The sequence below is a fragment of the Streptomyces sp. NPDC059454 genome (genome assembly GCF_042749965.1).
Classification (GTDB): Bacteria; Actinomycetota; Actinomycetes; order Streptomycetales; family Streptomycetaceae; genus Streptomyces.
The window spans coordinates 14,261-38,399 of the sequence record NZ_JBHYVC010000027.1 but is presented as its reverse complement, the minus strand read 5'-3'; the positions used below and the strand labels follow the sequence as shown (position 1 = coordinate 38,399).

Below are 24,139 nucleotides of genomic sequence, written 5' to 3'. Positions count from 1 at the left end.
GTCAGAAGGGCAGCTCCCGCGCCCGCACCACCTCCAGCCGGGACACCGCCCGGGTCAGCACCACGTACAGCCGGTGCAGCCCCCGCTCCTCCGCCTCCGCGATCGCCGCGGGTTCGACGGCCACCACGTGGTCGTACTCCAGGCCCTTGACGACACTCGCCGGCACCACCGCGACCCGCGCGCCCGGTGCCTCCGGACCCGACACCTCCACCCCCGCCCCGGCCAGCGCCCGCCGCAGCCGGGGCACGTCCGTGTCCGCCGCCACGACGCCGACGGACCCCTCCCGCTCCAGCGCGTCCCGCACGGCGGCCACGACCGCGTCCGGCACCTCGCCCGGTCCGGCGGCCTCCCGTACGCGCAACTCGCCGTCGCCGCGCAGGGAGCGGGCCACCGGTACGTCGACGTCCAGCCGTTCCAGGAGCCGGTTGGTGAGCGCGACCACCGCCCGCGGCACCCGGAAGCCGGTGGTCAGCGGGATCACGGCCGCGTCCGGCTTCCCCAGGTGCCGCAGCACCGCGGGCCACGAGCGGGCCGCCCAGGGAGTCGTCCCCTGCGCGAGGTCGCCCAGCACGGTGAGCGAGCCGAAGGCGGACCGGCGGGCGATGGCCCGGCACTCCATCGGGGAGAGGTCCTGGGCCTCGTCGACCACGACGTGCCCGTATCCCGCGGGGCGCTCGACCAGCCCGGCGACCTCGTCGAGCAGCACCAGGTCCGCGGCCGACCAGCGCGCCGACTTCCACGACCGCGGCGCTCCCGTCCACAGCACCGCCTTCTGCTCCTCGGCGTCCAGCACCCCTTCGGCGGCGGCGGCCAGCGCCCCGGGATCGCCCAGCAGCCCGGCCACCACCTCCTCCGCGCGCACCCGCGGCCACACGGCGTCGACGTACGCCGACACAGGCCGCGCCCGCTCGATCCGGCGCACCCAGGCGGTGCCGCGCGGGCCACTGCGCCGCTCGGCCCGTTCCCGCACGGCCCGCACGATCCGGGCCCGTACCCGCTCCCGTCCGACGTCGTACGGCGGTTCCCCGGCCCGTACGTCCGTCACGATCCGCGTCAGCTCCTCCGGCTCGACCCGCCAGCGGTACGAACCGTCGGGCACGGCGAGGGAGTCGGTCGGGTCGGTGCGCACCCGCGCGTACAGGGCCCGGCGCAGCACCTCGGCCATCCGGGCGTCGTGCTTGACGACGGCGGCGCGCCCGTCGTCGGTCCCGGTGACCGGGTGCCGGGCGATCTCCTCGGCGAGGGTCGACTGCCGTACGCCGGTCTCGCCGAGGGCGGGCAGGACCTCGGAGATGTAGGAGAGGAAGGTGCGGTTGGGCCCGAGGACGAGCAGTCCGCCGCGCCGGATGCGCTGGGGGTGGGTGTAGAGCAGATAGGCCGCCCGGTGCAGGCCGACGGCGGTCTTGCCGGTGCCGGGGGCGCCCTGCACGCACACGGAGACGTCCAGGTCCCCGCGGACGAGGTCGTCCTGTTCGGGCTGGATGGTGGCCGCGATGTCCCGCATGGGGCCGACGCGGGGCCGTTCGATCTCCCGGGCGACGATGCCGCTGACGCGTTCCTCGCCCTGCTCCAGGTGTTCGTCCTCCAGGCCGGTCAGGTCGGCGGAGTCGCCTCGGCTGCCGGGTGCCCAGCCGAACCGCCGGCGCACGGCGACGCCCTGCGGGTCGCGGGCGGTGGCCTGGTAGAAGGCGCGGGAGACGGGGGCCCGCCAGTCGACGACGAGGGGCGGGGCGGCGGGGTGCTCGGTGATCCGCAGCCGTCCGACGTGGTAGCTCTGCCCGGAGTGGCCGGTGTCGTCCCGCGCGAAGTCCAGCCGCCCGAAGAACAGCGGCCCCGGGGGCAGTTCCCGCAGCTCCTCGGCGTGGCTGCGCAGCCGGTACCCGAGGACTTCGGCGTCGGCGCCGGAGGCGGAGACGTCCTCGCCGGTGACGACCCGTTCGTCGGCGTCGTCGGCCATGGCGGCGAGGGCGGTGCGGCAGCGGTCGTGGTGGGCGCGTTCCCGGTCGAGGGCGGGCTCGGGTGAGGTCATTCCACCGAGCGTACCGAATAAAGCAACCGAGTCACATTTTTTACTCAGTCCCGCAATCGCGGCAGCGTCTCCGCCAGCATCCCGAACGCCCGCCCGGCCGCCGCCACCGCGTCGTCCCGTACGTCCTCGATCCGCTCCCCCGCCGCGATCCGCCGCCAGTTCTCCTGCGCGAGGATCCGCCGTACGGCGATGATCTGCCCCGCCGCCAGCCGCGCGCCGAGCCCGCCCCCGAGCACCCCGGCCAGCGCCTCCTCGGACCGCTCCAGGTGCCCGTACAGCCGCGCGACCAGCGCCGGTGTGCCGTACAGCAGCGCGTGGAAGGCCAGCACCTCGGGATCGTCGTTGAGCCCGGTGACCGGATCGCACCGCCTCAGCCCGTCCAGGAAGTGCTCTCGCAGCGCCTCGACGGGCGCCGGCCCCTGTGCGGCCACCCGGGCGGCCTCGTCCTCGTGATCGGCGATCCGGTACAGGACGAGGTCCTCCTTCGCCGGGAAGTACCGGAAGAGCGTCGGCTTGGAGATCTCGGCCGCGGCCGCCACCTCGGCGACGGACACGGCGTCGAAGCCGCGCTCCAGGAAGAGCCGGACGGCGGTGTCCGACACGGTCCGGTACATCCGCCGCTTCTTGCGCTCCCGCAGGCCGATCTCGCTCATGCGGCGAGCCTACGCACCCGCCCTCCACGACAGTGGCGGACCACCCGGTCGCGGCGGCCCCGGTCAGACCGGAAGAACTTCGCCGGCCTCTCCGTGAACCCGGCACCAGCGGGCGAGCGCGTCCGCGACGCGGTCCGGGGCCGGCACGGATTCGAGGCCCAGCGGGACAGCGGCCTCGGCCAGGACGCGGTGCAGCTTCCTTCCCGCCCCCTCCGACTGCCGCCGGTCGGCGCCCCGGCCGGGGTCCAGTGCCAGGGCCGCGCGGATGACGTCGGTGAACACGGACTGGGCCTTCTTGAAGTCCATGAGCAGTCCCAGATCGCGCTGCCAGCCCTCCGAGCTGCCGGGACGGACGTCTTCGACGGTGCTCACCCAGCGCCTGGTGAGCCCGCGGGCCTGCCACCGCGGATACCGCATGAGATACAGGTGGGTGGCCAGGTCGTAGAGCGGGTCGCCGACCATGGCGAGCTCCCAGTCGATGGTCCAGAGCCGCTGCCCGGGATCGACGATGAAGTTCTCGCGGTGGAGATCGGCGTGGAGGAGGCAGAAAGGACGCTCCGTCAGGCCCGACACGTGCTCCCGGAGGTTCTCGAACGCGCCACCGCCCACCCCGACCTCCTCGAAGAGTTCCGCGAACTCGTCGAGGTTCGCCAGGTAGACGCTTTCCTCCATGAAGGAGACGAGCCGGTCGAGGAACCCGTCGGTGTCACCGTCCTCGGGGCGGTCCCTGGCTTCGCAACGCCGTTTGACGACCAGTGTCTCCGGGGTCACCTCGGCCAGCTCACGGAAGAGGCCGACGATCTGCCGGAGCAGCCCGCCGGGGACCGAGAGGCCGGAACTCCGCACCGCGCCGAGGGTCCGCCCCTCGACGAACCGCTGGAGCCGCAGGCCGCCGAAGTCCCTGACGTCGGGGATCCCCGAGATCCGCCCGCTCAGCGCGGCCAGAAGCTGCTCCTCGGAGTCGAAGCAGCGCCGGTCGAACCACAGCAGACCGGTACGGGGCTCCCGGCACTTCCACCGGCCCGCGGGTGCCGCTCCCGACTCGTCGGCCAAGGGGAACACGTAGGTCTCGTGGTGGTAGCCCTGCAGCGGCCCTTCGACCACTCCCGGATTCCCGCACGCCTCGACCGCGTACCGCCGGGCGGTGGAAGGTGGTTCGAGTGACATGGACCCGTGTTTCTCTCGTCCTGAACCCTCCCGCGGGTTACAGAAGTGGCAGCACGTTACCCCCGCTCCAGCCGTGTCCCCCGCCTGACTCGTCATCCATCGCGCCGAAGTCACCCCGGGGGAAGCGCCCGGACGCGGGCCGGGTGCGTACTCCGTCCCGTGGGCCGGCCGTCAATGACGGACCAGGCGGAGGACGGATTCCAGCGAGCCCACGACCGCCGTGGCCCCCGCGTCCCGCAGCAGTTTGCCCTTGCGTTCGTTGCGCGCGTAGCCGAGGAAGGGGACGCCGGCCGCCTGCGCGGCGAGCAGGTCCGTCGGGGCGTCGCCGATCATCAGGGCGGTCGTGGGAGCGGCCCCCATGGCGTTCAGGGCCCGGTGGACGCAGTGGGGATCGGGTTTGAGGTGGTTCAGTTCCTGGGTGCGGCCGTATATGTGGGGGGCGAAGCAGGCGCCGAGGCCGCGGGAGGCGAGGTACTCGCGCACCACGCTCGGGGAGTTGTTGGTGGTGACGGCCAGCCGGGAGCCCACCGCGGTCCAGGTGCGGATCAGTGGATCGGCGTACGGGGTGGGCATCGCCGAGGCGGTGGCGCGCAGCTCCTCCTGGGTGAGCCGTTCCTCCAGCTCCGCGACCAGGTCGCTGCCGGGGTGCCGGCGGTCGACGGCGCGCAGGAGCACCTGCGGGTCCAGGGACTCGCGTTCCTCCTCCTTCAGCAGGCCGTGCAGTCCCCGGCTCTCCAGCCAGGTCGCCAGGTCGTTCGCCACCCGTTCCGCCGAGTGGCCCGCGAACAGGCGGCAGACGGGGCCGTCGAAGTCCCACAGCACGACACGGGCGCCTTCGATCAGGTGCCGCAGTTCATTGAGCTCGTCGTCGGTCTCGGTCTCGGTCCGCTTCTCGGCCGTCACCGCATCGGTCTGCTTCGTCTCAGAAGTCACTAGGAGAGTGTCAGGTCCGTCGTGATGGTTTCCCAGAGGGCGTCGAACCACTTCTGGGATTCCTCCACGAACGCCCGCTCCCGCTGCCCGTCCCGCTTGGCGAAGGGGAAGAGCAGGGACTGGGAACCCAGGACGTCGTACATCTCCAGGGTGTGGCTCTCCCACTCCTCCTCGCGCCGGGTCAGCATGTAGTAGCCGATCAGCGCCTCCTCCCCGTTGAGCAGGTACAGCTTCACCGGCGGGGTGAACGGCAGCGCGCGGAGGGAGACGTGCACGTCGACGCCGTGGGTGGCGCGCAGGGCGAAGAGGTTGTGCTGGAGCACGCGGGCCTGGGCGTTGCGCTGGGCCAGCCACCGCTCGTGGACCGGGTCGTCGGTGCCGTCCCGGCCCTCGACCGGGACGGGGAAGGCCAGGTTGATCCGCCGCGAGGGCAGCAGGATGCGGACGTCGACCGACTCGGGGCGGGTACGGCCCTCGTGGATGTGCCGGACCGGCTCACTCAGCGCCAGCATCAGGCTCTCGGCGGTCAGGCACACCGCGTCGATCCGCACGTGGGCCCTCGAGAACGCGTCCGTCAGGCGCGGCGCCAGTCCCACCATCGTCGGCTGGGGTTCCTCCCGGGCGGGGGCCGGTTCGGCGATCCGCGGCGGGCTGCCCTTGCTGACATTGCTGAGCAGGCCGTCCTCCTGGAGGGCGCGCAGGGCCTGGCGAACGGTGCCGCGCTCCACGCCGAACTCCTCGGCCAGCTCCGCCTGGGTGGGCAGGCGGTCGCCCGCCTTGAGCTCGCCGGCCCGGATGCGTTCCCGCAGGATGTCGGCGATCTCCTGCGGCGAGACTCTGCTGCTGCCGTTCACTGACACGTTCTCCTGGGTCACGACCAAACGCTACAACTTTGATCCATCTGGCGGGAGTTGTTTGAAAGTTGTTTGCGAGTAGGTGCCAAGTGGGGACAACCTAGAGAGAGTTGGTTGCCAACTTCTCCAGGTTGGTGAATCTCTGGTTCCGCAGCCCCGGCTCACATCCGAAGGAGGAACACGCCATGCCCGTCCTCGCCCTCGTCTCCGCCGTCCTGGTCGTCACCGTCGAACAGCTCGTCCAGTGGAAGTACGGCGCGGCCGGCATCCTCGGCCTGCTGCTGCTCACCACAGGCATCAGATCCAACAGACCGGGGGTCAGCTCCGCCGGCGCGGTCCTGCTCGCGCTGCTGGTGGCGAGACCGGCCCTGTGAGAAGCCACCGCCGCCCCGAACCCGTGGGAGACGTCAGCCCGTGAGCACCAGCTCCGAACTGATCGTCTCCCACAGTGCGTTGAACCACAGGTGCGACTGCTCCACGAACGCGGTGTCCCGCAGGACGGTGCCCTGCTCGAAGGCGAACAGCAGGGACCGGATGCCCTGCGCGTCGTACATCTCCAGGCACTCCTGGTCGATCTGCGCCTTGCTGCGCGCCAGCGTGTAGTAGGCGAACAGCGCCTCCTCCCCGTTGAGCAGATACAGCTTCACCGGCGGGGTGAACGGCAGCGCGCGGAAGGAGACCCGCACGTCGACGCCGTGGGTGGCGCGCAGGGCGAGCAGATTGTGTCGGAGCACCTGGCCCTGGGCGTTGCGCTGGGCCAGCCACTGCTCGTGGACCGGGCCGTCGACGCCGTCGTGCCCCTCGACCGGCACGGGGAAGGCTAGGTCGATGTTCCGGCTGGGCAGCAGGACCCGGACGTCGACCTTGGCCGGTTTCAGCCGCCCGGAGTGGATCTGGCGCAGCGGCTCCCCGATGGCCAGGGTGAGGGAGACCGAGGTCAGACAGACGGCGTCGATCTCGACGTGCTCGGCCCCGAAGGCGGCGGCGACCCTGGGCGCGAGGCCCACGGTGGTGGGCAGCGGGGGCGCCGAGGGGCCGGTCAGCACCCTGCCGGGGTCCACGGCGACGGTCGCCGGGGCGCCCTTGGAGACGTCGGTGAGCAACTGCTCGGACTGCAGGATGCGCAGCGCCTGGCGTATCGCGGGGCGCTCCACCCCGAACTCGGCGGCGAGCTGGGCCTGTGTGGGCATGCGCTGACCCGCCTGCAGCGCCCCGGACCTGATCCGCGCGCGCAGTTCGTCGGCCACCTCGCGATGTGTCCTCTGTGGCCGTTGTGGCTTCTTCCGTCCATTGACGGAGTCGTGTTCCGGGTCCACGGCCAAACACTACAACTTCCCGCCATCTTCGGGCAGTTCAGCGAAGGATGGTTATAAGCCTCTTCCAAGTGGCTATAACTAGAAGCAAGTTGGTAACCAACTCCTGCAACCTGGTTGGCGAACTGAAGGGTTGGCCATCAGGGAAGGAGTGGGGAGCCACGAACAACAAGGGGGACCGCCATGCCGCTCATCGCCATCGTCCTCGCAGCCCTGGCCATCGGGTTCGAGCAACTCGTCCAGTGGAAGTACGGGCCGATGGGAATCATCGCCTTCGTCGCCCTCACCGTGGGCATCAAGGCGCGGAACACCGTGATCAGCGGCATCGGCGCGGTCATCCTCGTGATGCTGCTCGCCCAGTCCGGCTGACAGCACACCGTACGGACCGCCGGCCGGGCTCCCCTCCGGAGGGGAGCCGGGAGTCCCGTCGGCGGGCACCACCCGCACGACAACCACAACTGAACAGCTCGCTACGGATGAGCACCCACCCGTCGTCGTCGGAAGGAGGCAGGAAGCAGGAAGCGGGAGCGCCCCCGGTGGAAGCGCTCAGAACACGTCCGGGCACCACGGTCGCCTGGAAGTACGCAGCAGGGCGTCGGCCTGACGGGCGGCGCCCGCTCGTTCTTCCCGGACCCGCCCCAGCGCCGCCAGCCGCACCGCCGACTCGTCGCCCAGCCACAGCACGGACAACTCCGCGACGTCCAGCGTGAGATCGGCGCTCCCGGTGGTCGGCACACAGACCCCGGCCCCGTCCGCGGACGCCTCCAGCCGGTAACGCCCCCCGGCCAGACCGGCCCCGTCCGTCACCTCCAGCACCAGCGACCCCGCGGCCCCGTACGTCCGCGCCCGGAAGGCCCGTACGACGTCCAGCATCCGCACCCACAGCCAGTCCGCCTGCGTGGTGACGGCGGCGGCGCGTGGGTCCGGCAGGAAGTGCGGGAGCAGGTCGTCGGGCGCCCGCCAGCCGCTCTTCACCCGCGTCACCCAGTCGACAGAACACAGGTAGAGCCACAGCGCGCGCTCGGCCGCCGGGGTCACCGCGGTCAGCCACTTCACCCGCGCCGTGTTCAACGGCTGCTTGGCGTCACCCCAGTTGTCGTCCACCGTGTAGGCGGCCATGCCCTCGACCTCGCCACCGGCCGAGCGGTACACCGCGTAGTACGGCTCGTGGAAGACCGGGTGGAAGCGCACGGCGCCGGTGGTGGTCTTCCACCACAGCTCGTCCCGGCTGACGGCGCCCGGCTGTACGCGGCGCAGCCGCTCGTACAGTTCGGGGCCGAGCTTGCGGACGTCCTCCGCGTCCACGAGGTCGACCCGGCCGCCGTCCTCCGGGCCCGCCCGGCGCGGGTCGAGACCGGAGCGCGGCACGTCGACCGTCCACTCGGTCGCCGTGGTGGCCGGGCCGAAGCCGTACCGGCCGTAGATCGGGTACTCGGCCGCGATCAGCGTCGCGACGACGTCCCCGCGCTCCTTCGCGGCGGCGAGGTCCTGCGCCATCATCCGGGTGAGCAGACCGCGACGGCGGTGGGTGGCGGTGACGGTGACGTTGGTGACGGCGTCGGCGGGCACGGTCGCCCCGCCGACCACCGTCAGCTCCTGCGCGAAGGACCGGAACGTCGCCACGCAGCGCCCGCCGTCGAAGGCCCCGACCGACCGGCCGGGCGTGAACTGCGCCCGGCGCGCGTCGAGGACCTCCTCGGACAGAGTGGGTTCCCGCAGGAACCCGGTGCTCAGGGCCCGTTGCCAGTCGGCGAACTCGGACTCGGTGATCGGACGTACGTCGATGCCGGCGCGGGAGGTCATGGGCTCACGGTAGGTCGGCCGCGCGCCGGGTGTCGAAGAGGTTTCCCCCAAGGTCTTTCCCCGAGGTCTTTCCCTGCGTCTTCCCTCTGTGTCTTCCCCGCGTGCTCACACGAGCAGGTCGTCGACCTGTGCCTCCCCGTCCCGGTACCGGCGCGCGATCTCCTCGCTGCACTCGTCGGCCGTACGCTGCAGCCGCTGCCGTCGCCGGGACACCTGCTGCTCGCAGAGCACGAGCCGCCCCATCGCGGTGTTCAGCTCCCCGTCCGTGCGCGCGCCCAGGTCGGACAGCTCCACCTCGGCGAGCGTCTCGGCCGCCAGCCGCCGGTACTCCTCGCTCTGCGGCGTCCCCAGCGTCACGTGCCGGGCGGAGGAACGGTGCCGGGCCGGGGTGTCCCGCAGGATCTCCCCCAGCCGCTCGACGACGGACGCCTCCCTGGGCGCGACGGCCGAGGACACGTCCCCGGGGAGGCGCCGGGCCAGCTCCGCCCGCAGGATGTCGATCCGCCCCTGCAGCAGCCGCCGCACATAACTGAGGTCGGCCTCGTCACGCTGCGCGTCACGCCGCACCGTGCGCAGCTCGGCCAGACTGAGCATGATCAGATCGCGCACCACCCGGTCCTCGGGCAGCACCGGACTGTCCGTGCGCTGTGTGGGCGGCCGGCAGAACTCCCGTTCCCCGATTCCCGCCTGGGTCGATGAGACAGCCTCAAGCGGCTGTCCGATCCCCGGTGTGCTCATGTGCCTCAACCGTCCCCTCGACCGGCGTGTGCCAGCATCGTGCCACCCCGAGCAGCCGCAATGTGAGCGAGTGTCCCCGATCCGCCCCAGATGGGCGCTAAGGAGTAAAAATAGCCCGACCGGGGGTCCGCGCGGGCCGCCGTCGGCCGCCTGTTCGCCGACCGGCATGATGGTCGTATGCGAGCAGTGGTGCAGAGGGTCGACGGCGGATGCGTGGTCGTGGACGGCGAGACGGTGGGGGCGATCGACGGCGAGGGACTGTGCGTCCTCGTCGGCGTCACCCACGAGGACACCAAGGAGAAGGCGGCGCAGCTCGCCCGCAAGCTCTGGTCGGTCCGCATGCTCCAGGACGAGAAGTCGTGCAGCGACACCGGCGCCCCGCTGCTGGTGATCAGCCAGTTCACCCTGTACGGCGACGCCCGCAAGGGACGCCGCCCCACCTGGAACGCCGCCGCCCCCGGTGACCTCGCCGAGCCGCTGGTCGACGAGGTGGTCACGCAGCTGCGCGCGCTGGGCGCGACGGTGGCCACGGGCCGCTTCGGCGCGAGGATGCGGGTGTCGCTGACCAACGACGGCCCGTTCACCGTCCTGCTGGAGATCTGAGCCGTACCGCTCAGGGCTCGACGACGGTCTCCTGCGCGGCGGCGGTGTCCCCCGCGAGCAGCCGCGCGTCCACCGGCACGTTCCGCTTCACCAGCGCGAGCGCGACGGGCCCCAGCTCGTAGTGGCGTACGGACGTGGTGACGAACCCGATCCTGCGCCCCTCGGCGCCGTCGTCCGCGACCCGGATCTCGGTCCCCGGCGTGGGCAGATGGACTTCGCTGCCGTCCAGGTGCAGGAAGACCAGCCGGCGCGGCGGCTTCCCCAGGTTCTGCACCCGGGCCACCGTCTCCTGCCCCCGGTAGCAGCCCTTCTGCAGGTGCACGGCGGTGCCGATCCAGCCCAGCTCGTGCGGGATGGTGCGGTGGTCGGTCTCGAAGCCGAGCCGCGGCCGGTGCCGCTCGACCCGCAGCGCCTCGTGCGCGAGGATCCCGACGGCCGGCCCGGCCTTCTGGGCGTACGACTCCAGCTCGCCGCGCGGCAGGAACAGGTCCCGCCCGTACGGCGTCTCACGGACGGCGACCCCCTCGGGCACCTCCGCGATGGACCCGGCCGGCAGGTGCACCACCGCGGTGTCGGCGGTGCGGTCGGCGACCTCGACCCGGTAGAAGAACTTCATCGACTCCAGGTACGCGATCAGCGCCTCCTGGCTGCCGGGCTCGACATGCGCCCAGACCGTCTCCCCGTCGTCGACCAGGTAGAGCGCGTGCTCGATGTGGCCGTTGGCGGAAAGTATCAGCGCCTCGGTGGCCTGGTGCGGCGGCAGGTCGCTGACGTGCTGGGTGAGCAGCAGATGCAGCCAGGCCAGCCGTTCCGGACCGGAGACGGTGACGACCCCGCGGTGGGACAGGTCGACGAAACCGGTGCCTTCGGCGAGGGCGCGCTGCTCACGGAACAGGTCGCCGTAGTGGGCGGCCACGCCTTCGTCCACGCCCTCGGCGGGAACGGCGCCGGGCAGGGTCAGCAGAGGGCTCTTCATGTGCCTAGCCTACGACTCGGTAGGTGAAGCCTTCAGGGAGCAGTCCTCGCACCGGCCGAAGATCGCGAAGTGCTTCATGTCGGTGTCGAAACCGAACTGCTCGCGCAGCTTGGCGGTGAACTCGGCGGCCACCGAGAGGTCGGCCTCGATCACGTTCGTGCAGTCCCGGCAGACCAGGTGGATGTGGTGGTGCCGGTCGGCGAGGTGGTACGTCGGCGCGCCGTGCCCGAGGTGGGCGTGGCTGACCAGGCCCAGCTCCTCGAGGAGCTCCAGCGTGCGGTACACGGTGGAAATGTTGACCCCCGACGCCGTCTTCCTCACTTCGCCGAGGATGTCGTCGGGGGTCGCGTGTTCCAGGGTGTCCACGGCTTCGAGCACCAGCTGCCGCTGCGGGGTCAGCCGGTAGCCGCGCTGCCTGAGGTCGCTCTTCCAGTCGGTGCTCACCACACCACGAGTCTAGAGCGACCTGTGCCTCATCGAAGAAGACCTGCTCGAAGAAGACCTGCGAAGACCTGCTCGAAGGAGATCTCCTCGAAGGAGGCGATCTACTTGAAGAAGGCGATCCCGTCGTCCGGCATGTCGTCGGGCAGGGCCTTGGCCCAGCGCTCGACCTCCTCCGGGGTGACGACCTTCTTCAGGTGCGCCGACATGTAGGGGCGCAGCTCGACCTCGGGGGTCTGCTTCTCGCCGACCCACATCAGGTCGCTCTTGACGTAGCCGTACAGCCGCTTGCCGGCGCTGTAGGGGCGGGAGGCGGCGGTGCGCGCCACCGCGTCCGTGACCAGGTCGATCTGCGGCTTCTGGTGGGCCAGCTCGCCGTACCAGATCTCGATGACACCGTCGTCGCGGGTCATCGTCACCTCGACCTTGCGGTTCGCGTCGATCCGCCAGAAGCCGTGCTCGGACTCCAGCGGGCGGACCTTGTTGCCGTCGCCGTCCAGCACCCAGGTGTGGGAGCCGTACTCCAGGAAGTCCCGGCCGTCGTGGGTGAACGTGACCTCCTGGCCGAAGTTGCACTTCTCGGCGCCGGGGAAGTCGTGCACGCCCGCACCGGCCCAGTTGCCGAGCAGGAAGGCGAGCGGGACGAGGTCCTTGTGCAGGTCGGACGGGATCTCGATCATGAGTGGAACTTCCTGGCGTCGGTGATCAGCGCTGGCCCTGGTACAGCTTCTTCACGGTCAGCCCGGCGAAGGCGAGAACGCCGACGGCGACCAGGACCAACAGGGCTTCGAAGAAGATAACCACGGGGTGCTCCTTGAGCGGGGGGTGCGAGGGTGTGCACGGGGCCGGGCCCCAGCTTACGCGGCCGGGGCCGGCCCCTGTCGTGCGAGGTGGTGCCTCCCGCGCCTCAGCCCAGCAGCTGGCTCTGCAGCACGACCGTCTGCCGGAACGGCACAGCGGGCGCGGTCCCCTTCCGGGACTGCAGCACGACGGCGAGGACGTCGCCGGCGGCGAGGTAGGCCAGACGCTCCTGTTCGGCGCCGTACGGCTCGGTCTCGACCTGGGCCGAGCGCCGGACCCCCGCGACCTCCGCCTTCACCGGGAACGACTCGTCGGCGTCGACGCTCTCGGCACCCCGCACCCCGTAGGCCGAGATGTACGAGAAGTGGGGCAGGAAGAAGCCCTCCTCCACCACGCCCGCCGTGTCGAACCGCAGCAGGTAGATCCGCGTCCGGGTGCCGTCCCCGGTCGTCCAGCCGCGGGCCGCGATGTGCCGCAGACCGTTGTCGACGAGCTCCTGCCGGAAGGTGTCCCGGTCGTCCTCCTCCGCGTACTCCTCGAGGAAGTCGTCCGTCGCCAGCCAGCCGTCCTCGCCGCGCAGCGCCTTGTTCTCCCTGGCGCCCTCCGGGGCGGGCAGCAGGAGGGCGCGCAGGTCGGCGTGGTGGGTGCCGGCCGGGTTGGACTCCGCCTGTGGTCCGGGGCTGCCGGCGGGCAGCGGCGGCTTCGTCAGCTCCGGGTAGTCCCACCGCCCGTCGGACGCGGTCGCCAGGCCGGGTACGTCCGTCCGTTCCATCCGGGTGATGCCGTACGCCGTGCCCGCGCCGGCCACGGCGAAGACCACGACGGCGGCGGTCCAGCGCAGGGCGGCGCGCAGCACCCGGCGGTCCTTGCGCACCGGCGGCCCGGGATCGGCCACCACGTCCGGTACGGCGGGTACGGCCGGCGGCTCCGTGGGCGGGGCGGGTACGAGGGTCTGCGGCTGCTCGGTCATACGGCCTTCCCCGGTTCGTCGATGCGGTCGAGCTGCTCGCGGAACAGTGCGGCGACGCTCTTGGTGTTCAGCGGCTTCGCGCCGTCCGCGGTGAGGGTGACCAGGACGTTCCCGACGTGGGCCGAGCACTGCATCGTGTCGAGGTCGGTCTCCGCGTCCGCCGGCGGCAGGAAGCACCGGGCGTCCTTGTGGCCCTTGATCTTCGGCCCCTCGCGGAAGATGTCGAGGGCGTCGAGGAACTCGGTCTGGAACCGCGCGAAGTCCCGCACGGCCGCCTTGTTCTCCATCCGGGCGAGCACGATGCCCACGGTGTGGACCTCGTCCTCGTTGTAGACGCTGTTCGATCCGCTGGTGTAGCTGCGCATCGCCATGCCCTCGACGCGCCAGCTGTCGATCTCCTTCTCCAGCCGCTTGCGCTGGGAGCGCGGCAGATCGCGCAGCGACTCCTTCTGCAGCGCCGTGGCCCGGGCGCCACCGAGCCGCGTGTCCGAGCCGAACTCACCGAAGTCGGGCCCCGGAAGCCAGTGGTCGTACCCGTACGGCACGAGCGTCCCGGCCAGTCCCTGCGCCTCGGCCGCCTTGTCCTCGGCCGCCGCCTCGGGGAACTTCCATCCGGACGCGCCGGCCTCGCGATCGGCGTCCCGCACGGTCACGACGGTGTATCCGACGCCCGTGACGACGGCCCCGGCGAGCAGCGCGGAGCCCGCGACGGACGCGATACGTCCCCATCGCACGGGCCGCTTCGCGGGAGTCGCGACGGGGGCGTCGTCGGGGACCGGCGGCAGGGGTGCCGGGCTCTGTGTCTCGTTCACAGCCGCTCCATCTGCCGCTCGGCCAGATCCATGATCATTTTTTTGGGAACGGGCTTGCTCCCGTACACCCAGATCTCCATGGCGACGTCGCCGCGCCAGGCATGCGCCTCCGCGCTGTACAGGGGCTCGTAGCCGGGTTCGGCGTCGGGGCTGTGGTGGACGTACGCCCGGCCCTCCCCGGTACCGGGGACGGCCCAGCTGTCCGTGTCCTCCGCGTCGTCCGCCCAGTGCTGGCCGTTCTCGACGTTGCCGGCGGCCGCCAGTCCCTCCTCCTGGCGGAACTGGACCAGCCGGATCTCCACGCTGTAGTCGTCGTCGAGCCAGCCGACGACGGCCGCCCTGCGGAACTGGTCCATGGCCAGCTGTCCGAACATCGAGCCGGACTCCTCGTAGTAACCGGCGTACTCGGCGAGGTCCATCCAGCCGTCCTCGCCCAGCGGCCAGTCGGGCTCCTGCGTGCCGCGCGGCTTCTTCAGCAGCAGCTCGCGCAGGTCGCCCTCGGTCTTCACGCGGCGGTCCCGGTCGGCCGACAGCGGCTCGGGCGCCTCGCCCTTCGACTGTGCGAGCACCGGCTGCGACAGCGGCGGCAGCTTGGTGGGCTCGCGGTCGGCCTGTACGAGATATCCGGTGCAGGTACCGGCGACCACGCCGAGCACGGCCGCGGCGGCGATCAGCACGGCCGTCCGCCCCCGCCGGCGTTTCCGGGACGCGCCCGAAGCCGGGTGCTCCGGAGATTCCGGGACCGGACCGGCCGGCGCCCCCGGGGCCGGGTCCGCCGGTGTTCCCGGGGCCGGACCGGCCGGCGCCCCCGGGGCCGGGTCCGCCGGTGTTCCCGGGGCCGGACCGGCCGGCGCCCCCGGGGCCGGGTCCGCCTTCGGCACATCCGCCGATCTCGGCACATCCGGGGCGTCGGCTGCTTCTTCGGGTTGTTCCAAGACGTCCCCCCACAGAAAGTGAAGCGCGCATTCCGTCTACGCGTGCACAGGAGACCCACAGGCTCCGACCGAAGTTGTGGCGATCATGATTACGATTCGGTCATGGCGAAGAAGCTTGTGATCAAAGTGACGGCGGGAACCGACGCACCCGAGCGCTGCTCGCAGGCGTTCACGGTGGCGGCGGTGGCCGCGGCCAGCGGTGTCGAGGTCTCCCTGTGGCTCACCGGCGAGTCCTCGTGGTTCGCCCTGCCGGGCCGTGCGGCCGAGTTCGAGCTGCCGCACGCCGCCCCGCTGCCCGACCTGCTGGACTCGGTCCTGGCCACCGGTCGGATCACCCTGTGCACCCAGTGCGCGGCCCGCCGCGACATCACCGAGAAGGACGTCATCGAGGGCGTGCGCATCGCCGGCGCGCAGGTCTTCGTACAGGAGGCGATGGCGGACGGGACGCAGGCGCTCGTCTACTGAGCGGCCCCCGAGGTGTCCACCCACAGGCAGAACGGGTGCCCCGAGGGGTCCAGCAGCACCCGTACGTCGTCCTGCGGCTGGTGACCGGCGAGCGTCGCCCCCTCCGCCACGGCCCGCGCGGTCTCGGCCTCGAGATCGTCGACCTCGACGTCGAGATGCAGCATCATCTGCTGCTCGCCGGGCCGGCGACCGGGCCAGACCGGCGGGACGTACGCGGGCTCGGTCTCGAAGGCGAGCGCCGTGCCCCCGGCCCCGCCCGGCGGCCCGATGAGCACCCAGTGGGGCTCCTCGGCACGCACCTCGTACCCGAGGAGCCGCACATAGAACCCGGCCAGCTCGTGCGCGTCACGCGCGTCGAGCACGACGGTGGACAGTCTCGCAGCGCACATGCGCCCCATTCCTACCGGGGCCGTTTCCTGCCGTCCAGCTCGTCCCACCACTCGTCGGACTCGGGGTCGCCGGACGGATCGTCCCACCAGCGGTCCTCCGGTCCCCGCCGGTTGGCGACCACCGCGGCGACCGGCGGGATGACCATGGCCGCCAGGCACATGCCCACGGCCGCCGGCACCGACCACAGCCGCACCACGCCCCAGGCCAGGACGAACAGCCCGACGCAGGTGCCCATCATGACGAAGTAGACGTGCCGCCTGCGCGCGTACATGCGTCCAGCGTAGGTCCGGGCACCCGGGCACACCGAAGGGCCGCACCCCGGGCGTCCAACCCGTGGGGTGCGGCCCCTCGGCCGTTCCGTGTCCTCAGACCGCGATCGCGACCTCGGCCAGACCGCCCTGCTGGGCGACGACCGTGCGGTCGGCGGTGCCGCCGGGCACCAGGGCGCGGACGGTCCAGGTGCCCTCCGCCGCGTAGAAGCGGAACTGTCCGGTGGCGGAGGTCGGGACCTCCGCGGTGAACTCGCCGGTCGAGTCCAGCAGACGGACGTAGCCCGTCACCGGCTCTCCGTCGCGCGTCACCTGGCCCTGGATGGTGGTCTCACCGGGCTTGATCGTCGAGGCGTCCGGGCCGCCGGCCTTCGCACCGCACATGTCGTACTCCTGAAGTGGTCTGAAAGGTCGGTCGGGAGGGATTACTTGCCGGGGCCGAGCTCGATCGGCACGCCGACGAGGGAGCCGTACTCGGTCCAGGAGCCGTCGTAGTTCTTGACGTTCTCCACGCCGAGCAGCTCGTGCAGCACGAACCAGGTCAGCGCGGAACGCTCGCCGATGCGGCAGTAGGCGATGGTGTCCTTGGCCAGGTCGACCTGCTCGTCCTCGTAGAGGGCCTTGAGCTCGTCGTCGGACTTGAAGGTGCCGTCGTCGTTGGCGTTCTTCGACCACGGGATGTTGGCGGCCGACGGGACGTGTCCCGGGCGCTGCGACTGCTCCTGCGGCAGGTGGGCCGGGGCGAGCAGCTTGCCGGAGAACTCGTCGGGCGAGCGCACGTCGACCAGGTTCTGCGCGCCGATGGCGGCCACGACGTCGTCGCGGAAGGCGCGGATGGAGGTGTCCTGGGCCTTCGCCTTGTAGTCGGTCTTCGGGCGCTCCGGCACCTCGTCGCCGGGGACCAGCTCGCGGGCGTCGAGCTCCCACTTCTTGCGGCCGCCGTCGAGGAGCTTGACGCTCTCGTGGCCGTACAGCTTGAAGTACCAGTACGCGTACGAGGCGAACCAGTTGTTGTTGCCGCCGTAGAGGACGACCGTGTGGTCGTTGCCGATGCCCTTGTCCGACAGGAGCTTCTCGAAGCCGGCCTGGTCGACGAAGTCACGGCGGACCGGGTCCTGCAGGTCCTTGGTCCAGTCGATCCGGATGGCGTTCTTGATGTGGTTCTTCTCGTAGGCGGACGTGTCCTCGTCCACCTCGACGATGGCGATGGTCGGGTCGTCCAGGTGCTCCTGGACCCAGTCGGCGTCGACCAGGACGTCGCTGCGGCTCATGCTGTTTCTCCTCCGGGGCAGTTACGGCGGGGCGTGCGGGTGAGAGGGTGCGCGCGGCCTCGGCGGGGTCGGCGCACGGGTGCCCTCAGCGGGGCGGGGCGGGAATGCGGACGGCGGGGCGTCCGCTCATCAGAAGGTGCGACAGAGCATGGCGGCGACACGGCACAGGTCCACTGCCCGCCGCTTCGTGAGATCCGCCTGTCCCCTCGACCGGAGGACGCTCGTCTGACACTGCATGGGTCCGATCGTAAGGACGGACAGGCACGCGTGTCACCGATGTGTCGCATATTGAGACGCGATCGTCCGCGATACGGGACACACGCCTCCGGAATTCGCCGCTCCGCCGCTTCGCCCGCCCGGACGGCCGCACTCGCACTTGCCCTGCGGACAGGCCCGTCTCACTTCCCGGACAGCTTTCCCGTCGAACCGATCCCTACCCGGCCAGACGGACGTCGGAACCCTTCACCGTGATCTCCACCCCGTTCTCCGCGGCCTCGACCTTGTCCAGCCGGATGCCGCCGGGCAGTCCGTCGATCCTCTGCTCGAAGTCGGTGATCCGCCGCACGCCGGACTCGACGATCTCGGCCCCGCCGATCTCCGGTACCGCGTCGGCCTTCACCCGCACGGTGTCGCCGTCCACGACCGTCACGGAGCTGAGCACGGAGACCGGCTCGGGCAGTTCGGTGCCCAGCACGGTGGCCTCCACCGTGACCTTGATCTTCCCGTTGCCGCCGTCGGACAGGCCGACGACCCGGGCGGTGACGCCGGGGGCCACCCGGCCGGGCTCGGACGTGGCGTTCTTGAGCAGCTCGTCGTAGGCGATGGTGGCCGTGCCGGTGGCGCTGTCGGCGACGGCGGAGCTGAAGTCACCGGAGAAGTCGACGCCGTTCATGTCCGCGCGCAGGTCGGCGATGCGGATCGTCCGGGCGCCGTCACCGGTGCCGGCCTCGTAGTCCTGGATGCCGACCTCCACCTCGTCGAGGCTGCCGCCGGCGAGCTGGGTGAGGAACGGGAAGCCGTTGATCGACACGTCGGGGGTGTCCGCCAGGTTCTCGGTCGCCTTCAGGCGGTCGGCCGCCTCGCCCTCGGCGAAGCTGACGGCCACGCGATCGATGATCACGAAGATGCCGCCCAGTATCACAGTGACAATCAGCAGTATTCGCAGTGCGCGCATGCGGTCTTCCCCACCTGGCGTGTGACGACGGCGGTCGTCGACGACCGGGCGGCCGTCCCTGCGCGAGGGTAGTGCCGAGGAGGGTGGGGGGCGGGGGATTGTCGATCACTTGTGACAGGGGGCCCGCACGACGGCCGTCAGGCGAGGACGCGGGCCAGGGTGTACACCGCGGGGGCCGCCGCGGCCAGGGGCAGGGCCACGCCCGCCGTGAAGTGGACGAAGCGGGACGGGTAGTCGTAGCTCGCCGCCCGGTGGCCGATCAGCGCGCACACCGCCGCGCCCGCCCCCAGCAGCGCTCCCGCCGGCCCGTCGACCGCGAACCCGGCGCCCGCCGCGACCGCCACCGCGACCACCACGGACACCGGCGTCGGCAGCGGCAGCGCCCGCGCCACCACCCCCGCCGCCACGGCGACCGCGCCCACGGTCACCGCGGAGGCGTCCGCCGCCAGGTACCCGGCCGCCGCGATCGCCAGCGCGGCCGCCACGACCGTCGCCATCAGGCCGTACATCCGCTCGTCGGGATCCGCGTGCGACCGCAGTTGCAGCACCAGCGACAGCAGCACCCACACCCCCAGCGTCCCCAGGATCGCCGCCGGCGACCGGTCGGACACCAGCAGCGCCACGTCCGCGGCCAGCGCGCCGAGGAACCCCAGCGCGATCCCCTGCCGCGCCGGCCACATCCCGTTCAGCCGGAACCAGCCCGCCGCCGTGAGCCCCTGGAGCACCACCAGCGGCACCAGCAGCGCGTACGTCCCCAGCGCCGCCCCGCCGGCCAGCAACAGCCCCAGCAGCGCGGTGAGCGCCGCCGGCTGCATCCCGGGCTCGATGACCGGCGACCGCCCCTCGGCCCGCGCCCGCTGCGCGTCCGTGACACGCGAGTTCCCGCCCAGCGTGGCCGGCCCGTACCCGGGCCCGGACCCGTCAGCCGCCGGGGTCGCCGGAGGAGCGGGAACAGGATCAGGAGCGGGGGAAACCGGGGCGTACTCCGCCGCGGCCACCGGCGGCTGCATCTGCGTCTCCCACGTCTGCCCCTGCCACTGCTGGGTGTACTGCTGATCCGCGTACGGATCCTCGTACGCCTGCTGCTGCCCCGGCCACACGCCCTGAGCCTGCTGCGGATCCCGGTAGGGGTCGTACGCCCCGTACGGCTGGTTCGTCATCGCTCACCCTCCTGCGAACGGCGGAAGCACCTCGACCGTGCCGCCGTCGGCCAGCCGTACCGTCTCATGCGCGCGCTTGCCCACGGGATCACCGTCGACGAGGAACGAGCACCGCAGCAGCACGCGGGCGAGTTCGCCGGAGTGCCGCCCGCGCGCCGCGTCGAGCGCCTCGGCGAGCGTGGCCGCCTCGTACGCCTCCTCGGCCGTCCCGGCCGCGGCCTTGGCGGCGGCCCAGTACCGCACCGTGACCTTTGCCATCTGCTGATCCTCAATCGGTTGACGGTGAACACCGTCAGGTTAGTCCGCCCGGTCCACCACCCAGTCCCCGATCCGCCCCAGCAGCGCCTCGGGCGCCGCGTTCTCCGCGTGCCCCATGCCGGCCTCGACCCACAGTTCCCCGTGCTCCCCGGCGGCGGCCGCCAGCATCCGCGGATGGTCGAGCGGGAAGTACCCGTCCTGGTCCCCGTGCACGATCAGCAACGGCGTGGGCGCGATCCGCGGCACCGCCTCGACGGGTGACGGCGGCACGGGATCCCACCGCCGGTGGTGGATCCGCGTCCGCAGCCCGTACCGCCCCACCAGCCGACCGGACGGCCGGGTCACCAGCCAGTGCAGCCGCCGCATGGGGGCGGTCCCCCGGTAGAACCACCGCGCGGGCGCGCTCACGGAGACCACGGCGTCGACCCCGCTGTCCCGGCCGGCCGCGGCGTGCCGCAGCACCACCGAGCCGCCCATGGAGAACCCGACGGTGGCCACCCGCGCGTGCCCCAGCCCACGCGCCCACCCCACCACCGCCGCGAGGTCGAGCACCTCCCGGTCCCCGACCGTCGACCGCCCGCCCGACGCCCCGTGCCCCCGGAAGGAGAACGTCACGACGCTTCCGTACCGCGCGAGCGTCCGCGCCACCCGTCGCACATGCGGCCGGTCCGCGTCCCCGGTGAATCCGTGCGCGATCACGAAAACAAGATCGCGAGAAGGGGAAACACCCGGTTCGTATACGGAATCGATCGCCACCCCGTCCGCAGTGCGCAGAAACGTCCGCAAAGGCGCACCGTCCCGCGCCACCCCATCCGTCTCGGAATATGGACGAACGGTGGATCGCGCCGCATGACCTGCCGGACCGGTACTCATGTCGGCTATTCTGCTGCGAAGAGGACTCGGGCAGTGAAGCCCCCGGGTCCTTTTGTGCTTTCGGAAGCGTTGTATACGAACGCGGGAAACCGCCGGTGTACGGCCGTCGAACGCACGCAGCAATGCCGCATACGTCCTCGCAGGGACCGAGGAGGAACCAGACGTTATGGGCGAGCGAACCGTGCACGAGCGAACGACGACGACCCGGGCCGGTGGGGTGCGATGAGCTCTCTGCTGCTCCTGACCAACGCCCTCCAGCCGTCGACGGAGGTGCTCCCCGCCCTCGGCCTGCTGCTGCACAACGTGCGCGTGGCCCCCGCGGAGGGCCCCGCCCTCGTCGACACCCCCGGCGCCGACGTGATCCTGGTCGACGGCCGGCGCGACCTCCCGCAGGTCCGCAGCCTGTGCCAGCTGCTGCGCTCCACCGGCCCCGGCTGCCCCCTCGTCCTGGTCGTGACCGAGGGCGGCCTGGCCGCCGTCACCGCGGACTGGGGCATCGACGACGTCCTCCTGGACACCGCGGGCCCGGCCGAGGTGGAGGCACGCCTGCGCCTCGCCATGGGCCGCCAGCAGATCGTCAACGACGACTCCCCGATGGAGATCCGCAACGGCGACCTTTCGGTCGACGAGGCGACCTACTCCGCGAAACTCAAGGGCAGGGTCCTCGACCTGACCTTCAAGGAATTCGAGCTGCTGAAATACCTCGCACAGCACCCCGGCCGGGTCTTCACCCGCGCCCAGCTGCTCCAGGAGGTCTGGGGCTACGACTACTTCGGCGGCACCCGCACGGTCGACGTCCACGTACGGCGCCTGCGCGCCAAACTCGGCCCCGAGCACGAGTCGCTGATCGGCACCGTCCGCAACGTCGGCTATCGGTTCGTCACCCCCGAGAAGCCCGAGAAGCCGGCGCGCGCCACGAAGGACGCCGAGGCCGCCGGGGCCGAGGAGCGGACGGACACCGCGGAAGCGGCTTCATCCAAGGTCTGATACGCCCTGCCCACCCCGGGTATATCCGCGTAGACTCCGCGCGTGGCCAAGGTAACCAGGGATGATGTGGCGCGGCTGGCGGGGACGTCCACCGCCGTCGTCAGTTATGTCATCAACAACGGACCCCGGCCGGTCGCCCCGGCCACGCGCGAGCGCGTCCTCGCCGCGATCAAGGAGCTGGGGTACCGGCCGGACCGGGTCGCCCAGGCGATGGCCTCGCGGCGCACGGACCTCATAGGCCTGATCATCCCGGACGCCCGTCAGCCGTTCTTCGGCGAGATGGCGCACGCGGTCGAGCAGGCCGCCTCCGAGCGCGGGAAGATGGTGCTCGTCGGCAACACCGACTACGTCGCCGAGCGCGAGGTCCACTACCTGCGGGCCTTCCTCGGCATGCGGGTCTCCGGCCTGATCCTGGTCAGCCACGCGCTCAACGACCAGGCCGCCGCGGAGATCGAGGCGTGGGACGCCCGGATCGTGCTGCTGCACGAGCGCCCGGAGGCGATCGACGACGTCGCCGTCGTCACCGACGACCTCGGCGGCGCCCAGCTCGCCGTGCGCCACCTGCTGGAACACGGCAACGAGTACGTGGCCTGCGTCGGCGGCACCGCGGAGACCCCCGCCGTCGGCGACCCGGTCTCCGACCACGTCGAGGGCTGGCGGCGCGCGATGGAGGAGGCCGGCATCCCGACCGAGGGCCGCCTCTTCGAGGCCCCGTACAACCGCTACGACGCCTACCGTGTCGGCCTGGACATCCTGTCCGGCCCGAACCGCCCGCCCGCGGTCTTCTGCTCCACCGACGACCAGGCGATCGGCATCCTGCGCGCCGCGCGGGAGCTGCGGATCGACGTGCCGGGCGAGCTGGCGGTCGCCGGGTTCGACGACATCAAGGAGGCGGCGCTCGCGGACCCGCAGCTGACCACGGTCGCCTCCGACCGTTCGGCGATGGCCCGCGCGGCGGTCGACCTCGTCCTGGACGACGGCGTGCGGGTGACGGGCTCGCGCCGCGAGCGGCTGAAGGTGTTCCCGTCCCGCCTGGTGGTACGCCACTCCTGCGGCTGCAGGTAACCGGGCGCCGTCGGCCTTTATATCGGGCATACGAGGTTCTGCCGGGCTTCTCAGCACACACTCAGCTCGCTCTCATCGTCGGGCGCGAGGCTCGGAGCCATGACCGAGAGCCTCCGCCCCAGCGGCGAGTACGGAAGCCCCGCCCCGGTGAACCCCGAGTGGCCGCCCCCGCCGGCGTACGCACCGCCCCGGCAGCCCGCGCCGGCGTTCGCACAGGAGCCCGCACAGGAGCCCGCACAGGAGCCCGCGCCGGCGTTCGCACAGGAACCCGTCCCGCAGCCCGCGAAAAAGAAGCGCACCCGCGGCCCGGCGGCCCTGCTCGCCGCCGTGGCGATCGTCGCGGCGGCCGTGGGCGGCGGCACCGCCTACGGCGTGCAGGAGCTGACCGGCAGCGACACGGTGGCCGCCGACTCGACCAGCACCACCGTCGTACCGTCGAGCCAGAAGGGCACGGTGTCCGGTGTCGCCAAGGCGGTCACCCCGAGCATCGTCGAGATCAACGCGACCTCGAACGCCGGGTCCTCCACCGGTTCCGGCGTGATCATCACGTCCGACGGCGAGATCGTCACCAACAACCACGTGGTGTCCGGCGCCTCCTCGATCGAGGTGCGGACCAGCGACGGCACGACGTACGAGGCGGAGACCGTCGGCACCGACAGCAGCAAGGACCTCGCCCTGATCAAGCTGCGGGACGCCTCCGGACTGCGGGCGGCCACCCTCGGCGACTCCGACGGCGTGCGGGTCGGCGACCAGGTCGTGGCGATCGGCTCCCCGGAGGGCCTGACCTCCACGGTGACCAGCGGCATCGTCTCGGCCCTCGACCGTGACGTGACCGTTTCGACGGACGAGGGCGAGAGTCAGCAGCAGCGGCAGCAGGGCGGCGGCTGGCCGTTCGAGTACGGCGGCCAGGAGTTCAACGGCGACACGGGCGGCTCCACGACCACCTACCAGGCGATCCAGACCGACGCGTCCCTGAACCCGGGCAACTCCGGCGGCGCGCTGATCGACATGAACGGCGACATCATCGGCATCAACTCCGCGATGTACTCGTCGAGCGGCAGCGGCTCGTCCTCGGCCGACGCGGGCAGCGTGGGCCTGGGCTTCGCCATCCCGGTCGACACCGTCAAGTCCGACCTGCCGGCGCTGCGCTCCGGCTCGACGACCTGACGCGCCGCCCGGTGACCGTGCGACGCTGAAGG

Annotated in this window: 30 protein-coding genes; 7 read left to right on the top strand and 23 right to left on the bottom strand. The window is 71.7% G+C overall.

What is annotated here, in order from left to right:
* Position 1 precedes the first annotated feature (1 nt).
* The 5 genes from ACFXAE_RS19950 to ACFXAE_RS19930 form a co-directional block, all read right to left on the bottom strand.
* A complete protein-coding gene (locus ACFXAE_RS19950) occupies positions 2 to 2,029 on the bottom strand; it encodes a HelD family protein (protein WP_384716280.1) in 2,028 nt (675 codons plus the stop codon).
* A 44-nt stretch (positions 2,030 to 2,073) separates the two neighbouring features.
* Entirely contained in the window at positions 2,074 to 2,682 is a 609-nt protein-coding gene (locus ACFXAE_RS19945) for a TetR family transcriptional regulator (RefSeq protein ID WP_384716277.1), read from the bottom strand.
* A 63-nt stretch (positions 2,683 to 2,745) separates the two neighbouring features.
* Positions 2,746 to 3,849, bottom strand: coding sequence for a phosphotransferase (locus ACFXAE_RS19940; protein ID WP_384716274.1), 1,104 nt, complete (start codon positions 3,847 to 3,849; stop codon positions 2,746 to 2,748).
* A gap of 171 nt (positions 3,850 to 4,020) precedes the next feature.
* Positions 4,021 to 4,782: an HAD family hydrolase gene (locus tag ACFXAE_RS19935; RefSeq protein WP_384716271.1), complete on the bottom strand. Its 762-nt coding sequence runs from the start codon at positions 4,780 to 4,782 to the stop codon at positions 4,021 to 4,023.
* Positions 4,782 to 5,663 carry a GntR family transcriptional regulator gene (locus tag ACFXAE_RS19930; RefSeq protein WP_384716268.1) on the bottom strand — a complete coding sequence of 294 codons (882 nt, stop codon included), beginning with the start codon at positions 5,661 to 5,663 and terminating at the stop codon, positions 4,782 to 4,784. Before ACFXAE_RS19930 ends, ACFXAE_RS19935 begins: the two co-directional genes overlap by 1 nt.
* A 158-nt stretch (positions 5,664 to 5,821) precedes the next feature.
* Here ACFXAE_RS19930 and ACFXAE_RS19925 point away from each other — a divergent pair, with 158 nt between their 5' ends.
* Entirely contained in the window at positions 5,822 to 6,010 is a 189-nt protein-coding gene (locus tag ACFXAE_RS19925) for a hypothetical protein (protein WP_384716265.1), read from the top strand.
* 33 nt (positions 6,011 to 6,043) lie between these two features.
* Here ACFXAE_RS19925 and ACFXAE_RS19920 read toward each other — a convergent pair whose 3' ends face one another.
* Positions 6,044 to 6,958, bottom strand: a complete 915-nt coding sequence (locus ACFXAE_RS19920) for a FadR/GntR family transcriptional regulator (RefSeq protein WP_384716262.1) — start codon at positions 6,956 to 6,958, stop codon at positions 6,044 to 6,046.
* A gap of 174 nt (positions 6,959 to 7,132) precedes the next feature.
* Here ACFXAE_RS19920 and ACFXAE_RS19915 point away from each other — a divergent pair, with 174 nt between their 5' ends.
* Positions 7,133 to 7,318, top strand: coding sequence for a hypothetical protein (locus ACFXAE_RS19915; RefSeq protein ID WP_159534233.1), 186 nt, complete (start codon positions 7,133 to 7,135; stop codon positions 7,316 to 7,318).
* A 177-nt stretch (positions 7,319 to 7,495) separates the two neighbouring features.
* On the opposite strand, the gene ACFXAE_RS19910 is transcribed toward ACFXAE_RS19915, so the two are convergent.
* Entirely contained in the window at positions 7,496 to 8,752 is a 1,257-nt protein-coding gene (locus ACFXAE_RS19910; protein WP_384716258.1) for a GNAT family N-acetyltransferase, read from the bottom strand.
* A 105-nt stretch (positions 8,753 to 8,857) separates the two neighbouring features.
* Complete coding sequence (locus ACFXAE_RS19905; RefSeq protein WP_384716255.1) at positions 8,858 to 9,490, bottom strand: aerial mycelium formation protein; 633 nt, start codon at positions 9,488 to 9,490, stop codon at positions 8,858 to 8,860.
* A gap of 177 nt (positions 9,491 to 9,667) precedes the next feature.
* Between ACFXAE_RS19905 and dtd the strand changes: the two genes are divergently transcribed.
* Positions 9,668 to 10,093, top strand: a complete 426-nt coding sequence (gene dtd, locus ACFXAE_RS19900) for a D-aminoacyl-tRNA deacylase (RefSeq protein WP_384716252.1) — start codon at positions 9,668 to 9,670, stop codon at positions 10,091 to 10,093.
* A 10-nt stretch (positions 10,094 to 10,103) separates the two neighbouring features.
* Here the strand turns inward: dtd and ACFXAE_RS19895 are convergent, their stop codons facing one another.
* The 6 genes from ACFXAE_RS19895 to ACFXAE_RS19870 all read right to left on the bottom strand — a co-directional run bounded on the left by ACFXAE_RS19895 (position 10,104) and on the right by ACFXAE_RS19870 (position 14,770).
* A complete protein-coding gene (locus tag ACFXAE_RS19895; RefSeq protein WP_384716249.1) occupies positions 10,104 to 11,069 on the bottom strand; it encodes a YgfZ/GcvT domain-containing protein in 966 nt (321 codons plus the stop codon).
* A gap of 9 nt (positions 11,070 to 11,078) precedes the next feature.
* The gene (locus ACFXAE_RS19890) at positions 11,079 to 11,516 is read right to left on the bottom strand and encodes a Fur family transcriptional regulator (protein WP_384716246.1); all 438 of its coding nucleotides are present in this window, start codon (positions 11,514 to 11,516) and stop codon (positions 11,079 to 11,081) included.
* A gap of 98 nt (positions 11,517 to 11,614) precedes the next feature.
* Entirely contained in the window at positions 11,615 to 12,190 is a 576-nt protein-coding gene (locus ACFXAE_RS19885; RefSeq protein WP_217128721.1) for an FABP family protein, read from the bottom strand.
* 227 nt (positions 12,191 to 12,417) lie between these two features.
* Positions 12,418 to 13,281, bottom strand: coding sequence for a hypothetical protein (locus ACFXAE_RS19880; RefSeq protein WP_384716243.1), 864 nt, complete (start codon positions 13,279 to 13,281; stop codon positions 12,418 to 12,420).
* Positions 13,278 to 14,093, bottom strand: coding sequence for a hypothetical protein (locus tag ACFXAE_RS19875; RefSeq protein WP_384716240.1), 816 nt, complete (start codon positions 14,091 to 14,093; stop codon positions 13,278 to 13,280). Before ACFXAE_RS19875 ends, ACFXAE_RS19880 begins: the two co-directional genes overlap by 4 nt.
* The gene (locus ACFXAE_RS19870) at positions 14,090 to 14,770 is read right to left on the bottom strand and encodes a hypothetical protein (RefSeq protein WP_384716237.1); all 681 of its coding nucleotides are present in this window, start codon (positions 14,768 to 14,770) and stop codon (positions 14,090 to 14,092) included. Before ACFXAE_RS19870 ends, ACFXAE_RS19875 begins: the two co-directional genes overlap by 4 nt.
* A gap of 360 nt (positions 14,771 to 15,130) precedes the next feature.
* On the opposite strand from ACFXAE_RS19870, the gene ACFXAE_RS19865 reads away from it, so the two are divergent.
* A complete protein-coding gene (locus tag ACFXAE_RS19865) occupies positions 15,131 to 15,493 on the top strand; it encodes a DsrE family protein (protein ID WP_384716234.1) in 363 nt (120 codons plus the stop codon).
* On the opposite strand, the gene ACFXAE_RS19860 is transcribed toward ACFXAE_RS19865, so the two are convergent.
* The 9 genes from ACFXAE_RS19860 to ACFXAE_RS19820 all read right to left on the bottom strand — a co-directional run bounded on the left by ACFXAE_RS19860 (position 15,487) and on the right by ACFXAE_RS19820 (position 20,888).
* Positions 15,487 to 15,882 (bottom strand): VOC family protein, encoded by a 396-nt coding sequence (locus ACFXAE_RS19860; protein WP_384716231.1) that lies wholly within the window; start codon positions 15,880 to 15,882, stop codon positions 15,487 to 15,489. The two genes, ACFXAE_RS19865 and ACFXAE_RS19860, sit on opposite strands and share 7 nt — an antisense overlap.
* 11 nt (positions 15,883 to 15,893) lie before the next feature.
* Positions 15,894 to 16,154 (bottom strand): DUF3099 domain-containing protein, encoded by a 261-nt coding sequence (locus tag ACFXAE_RS19855; protein WP_384716228.1) that lies wholly within the window; start codon positions 16,152 to 16,154, stop codon positions 15,894 to 15,896.
* Between the two features lie 94 nt (positions 16,155 to 16,248).
* The gene (locus ACFXAE_RS19850) at positions 16,249 to 16,536 is read right to left on the bottom strand and encodes a DUF1416 domain-containing protein (protein WP_004986406.1); all 288 of its coding nucleotides are present in this window, start codon (positions 16,534 to 16,536) and stop codon (positions 16,249 to 16,251) included.
* A 41-nt stretch (positions 16,537 to 16,577) separates the two neighbouring features.
* Positions 16,578 to 17,423 (bottom strand): sulfurtransferase, encoded by an 846-nt coding sequence (locus tag ACFXAE_RS19845; RefSeq protein ID WP_384716225.1) that lies wholly within the window; start codon positions 17,421 to 17,423, stop codon positions 16,578 to 16,580.
* Between the two features lie 129 nt (positions 17,424 to 17,552).
* Positions 17,553 to 17,660 carry a putative leader peptide gene (locus tag ACFXAE_RS19840; RefSeq protein WP_351998383.1) on the bottom strand — a complete coding sequence of 36 codons (108 nt, stop codon included), beginning with the start codon at positions 17,658 to 17,660 and terminating at the stop codon, positions 17,553 to 17,555.
* A gap of 196 nt (positions 17,661 to 17,856) precedes the next feature.
* Positions 17,857 to 18,597, bottom strand: coding sequence for a DUF2993 domain-containing protein (locus ACFXAE_RS19835; RefSeq protein WP_384716221.1), 741 nt, complete (start codon positions 18,595 to 18,597; stop codon positions 17,857 to 17,859).
* 137 nt (positions 18,598 to 18,734) lie between these two features.
* Positions 18,735 to 19,757, bottom strand: a complete 1,023-nt coding sequence (locus ACFXAE_RS19830) for a hypothetical protein (RefSeq protein WP_384716218.1) — start codon at positions 19,755 to 19,757, stop codon at positions 18,735 to 18,737.
* Positions 19,758 to 19,760: 3 nt separating this feature from the next.
* Positions 19,761 to 20,015 carry a MoaD/ThiS family protein gene (locus ACFXAE_RS19825; protein WP_384716215.1) on the bottom strand — a complete coding sequence of 85 codons (255 nt, stop codon included), beginning with the start codon at positions 20,013 to 20,015 and terminating at the stop codon, positions 19,761 to 19,763.
* 39 nt (positions 20,016 to 20,054) lie between these two features.
* Complete coding sequence (locus ACFXAE_RS19820) at positions 20,055 to 20,888, bottom strand: alpha/beta hydrolase (RefSeq protein WP_384716212.1); 834 nt, start codon at positions 20,886 to 20,888, stop codon at positions 20,055 to 20,057.
* A 222-nt stretch (positions 20,889 to 21,110) separates the two neighbouring features.
* Here ACFXAE_RS19820 and ACFXAE_RS19815 point away from each other — a divergent pair, with 222 nt between their 5' ends.
* The 3 genes from ACFXAE_RS19815 (at position 21,111) to ACFXAE_RS19805 (ending at position 24,107) form a co-directional block, all read left to right on the top strand.
* Positions 21,111 to 21,875: a response regulator transcription factor gene (locus tag ACFXAE_RS19815; RefSeq protein ID WP_384716209.1), complete on the top strand. Its 765-nt coding sequence runs from the start codon at positions 21,111 to 21,113 to the stop codon at positions 21,873 to 21,875.
* A gap of 42 nt (positions 21,876 to 21,917) precedes the next feature.
* Positions 21,918 to 22,940 (top strand): LacI family DNA-binding transcriptional regulator, encoded by a 1,023-nt coding sequence (locus tag ACFXAE_RS19810; RefSeq protein WP_384716206.1) that lies wholly within the window; start codon positions 21,918 to 21,920, stop codon positions 22,938 to 22,940.
* A 99-nt stretch (positions 22,941 to 23,039) separates the two neighbouring features.
* Positions 23,040 to 24,107: a S1C family serine protease gene (locus tag ACFXAE_RS19805; RefSeq protein ID WP_384716203.1), complete on the top strand. Its 1,068-nt coding sequence runs from the start codon at positions 23,040 to 23,042 to the stop codon at positions 24,105 to 24,107.
* The last annotated feature ends 32 nt before the right edge of the window (positions 24,108 to 24,139 follow it).

Excerpts from the sequence above, each read along its gene's own strand:
- ACFXAE_RS19840 (WP_351998383.1), bottom strand. The coding sequence starts at position 17,660 with ATGCAGTGTCAGACGAGCGTCCTCCGGTCGAGGGGACAGGCGGATCTC.
- ACFXAE_RS19880 (WP_384716243.1), bottom strand. The coding sequence starts at position 13,281 with ATGACCGAGCAGCCGCAGACCCTCGTACCCGCCCCGCCCACGGAGCCG.
- ACFXAE_RS19815 (WP_384716209.1), top strand. The coding sequence starts at position 21,111 with ATGAGCTCTCTGCTGCTCCTGACCAACGCCCTCCAGCCGTCGACGGAG.
- ACFXAE_RS19905 (WP_384716255.1), bottom strand. The coding sequence starts at position 9,490 with ATGAGCACACCGGGGATCGGACAGCCGCTTGAGGCTGTCTCATCGACC.
- ACFXAE_RS19895 (WP_384716249.1), bottom strand. The coding sequence starts at position 11,069 with ATGAAGAGCCCTCTGCTGACCCTGCCCGGCGCCGTTCCCGCCGAGGGC.
- ACFXAE_RS19885 (WP_217128721.1), bottom strand. The coding sequence starts at position 12,190 with ATGATCGAGATCCCGTCCGACCTGCACAAGGACCTCGTCCCGCTCGCC.
- ACFXAE_RS19950 (WP_384716280.1), bottom strand. The coding sequence starts at position 2,029 with ATGACCTCACCCGAGCCCGCCCTCGACCGGGAACGCGCCCACCACGAC.
- ACFXAE_RS19825 (WP_384716215.1), bottom strand. The coding sequence starts at position 20,015 with ATGGCAAAGGTCACGGTGCGGTACTGGGCCGCCGCCAAGGCCGCGGCC.
- ACFXAE_RS19915 (WP_159534233.1), top strand. The coding sequence starts at position 7,133 with ATGCCGCTCATCGCCATCGTCCTCGCAGCCCTGGCCATCGGGTTCGAG.
- ACFXAE_RS19925 (WP_384716265.1), top strand. The coding sequence starts at position 5,822 with ATGCCCGTCCTCGCCCTCGTCTCCGCCGTCCTGGTCGTCACCGTCGAA.
- ACFXAE_RS19835 (WP_384716221.1), bottom strand. The coding sequence starts at position 18,597 with ATGCGCGCACTGCGAATACTGCTGATTGTCACTGTGATACTGGGCGGC.
- ACFXAE_RS19945 (WP_384716277.1), bottom strand. The coding sequence starts at position 2,682 with ATGAGCGAGATCGGCCTGCGGGAGCGCAAGAAGCGGCGGATGTACCGG.
- ACFXAE_RS19805 (WP_384716203.1), top strand. The coding sequence starts at position 23,040 with ATGACCGAGAGCCTCCGCCCCAGCGGCGAGTACGGAAGCCCCGCCCCG.
- ACFXAE_RS19855 (WP_384716228.1), bottom strand. The coding sequence starts at position 16,154 with ATGTACGCGCGCAGGCGGCACGTCTACTTCGTCATGATGGGCACCTGC.
- ACFXAE_RS19820 (WP_384716212.1), bottom strand. The coding sequence starts at position 20,888 with ATGAGTACCGGTCCGGCAGGTCATGCGGCGCGATCCACCGTTCGTCCA.
- ACFXAE_RS19860 (WP_384716231.1), bottom strand. The coding sequence starts at position 15,882 with ATGTGCGCTGCGAGACTGTCCACCGTCGTGCTCGACGCGCGTGACGCG.
- ACFXAE_RS19830 (WP_384716218.1), bottom strand. The coding sequence starts at position 19,757 with ATGACGAACCAGCCGTACGGGGCGTACGACCCCTACCGGGATCCGCAG.
- ACFXAE_RS19865 (WP_384716234.1), top strand. The coding sequence starts at position 15,131 with ATGGCGAAGAAGCTTGTGATCAAAGTGACGGCGGGAACCGACGCACCC.
- ACFXAE_RS19850 (WP_004986406.1), bottom strand. The coding sequence starts at position 16,536 with ATGTGCGGTGCGAAGGCCGGCGGCCCGGACGCCTCGACGATCAAGCCC.
- dtd (WP_384716252.1), top strand. The coding sequence starts at position 9,668 with ATGCGAGCAGTGGTGCAGAGGGTCGACGGCGGATGCGTGGTCGTGGAC.
- ACFXAE_RS19910 (WP_384716258.1), bottom strand. The coding sequence starts at position 8,752 with ATGACCTCCCGCGCCGGCATCGACGTACGTCCGATCACCGAGTCCGAG.
- ACFXAE_RS19845 (WP_384716225.1), bottom strand. The coding sequence starts at position 17,423 with ATGAGCCGCAGCGACGTCCTGGTCGACGCCGACTGGGTCCAGGAGCAC.
- ACFXAE_RS19940 (WP_384716274.1), bottom strand. The coding sequence starts at position 3,849 with ATGTCACTCGAACCACCTTCCACCGCCCGGCGGTACGCGGTCGAGGCG.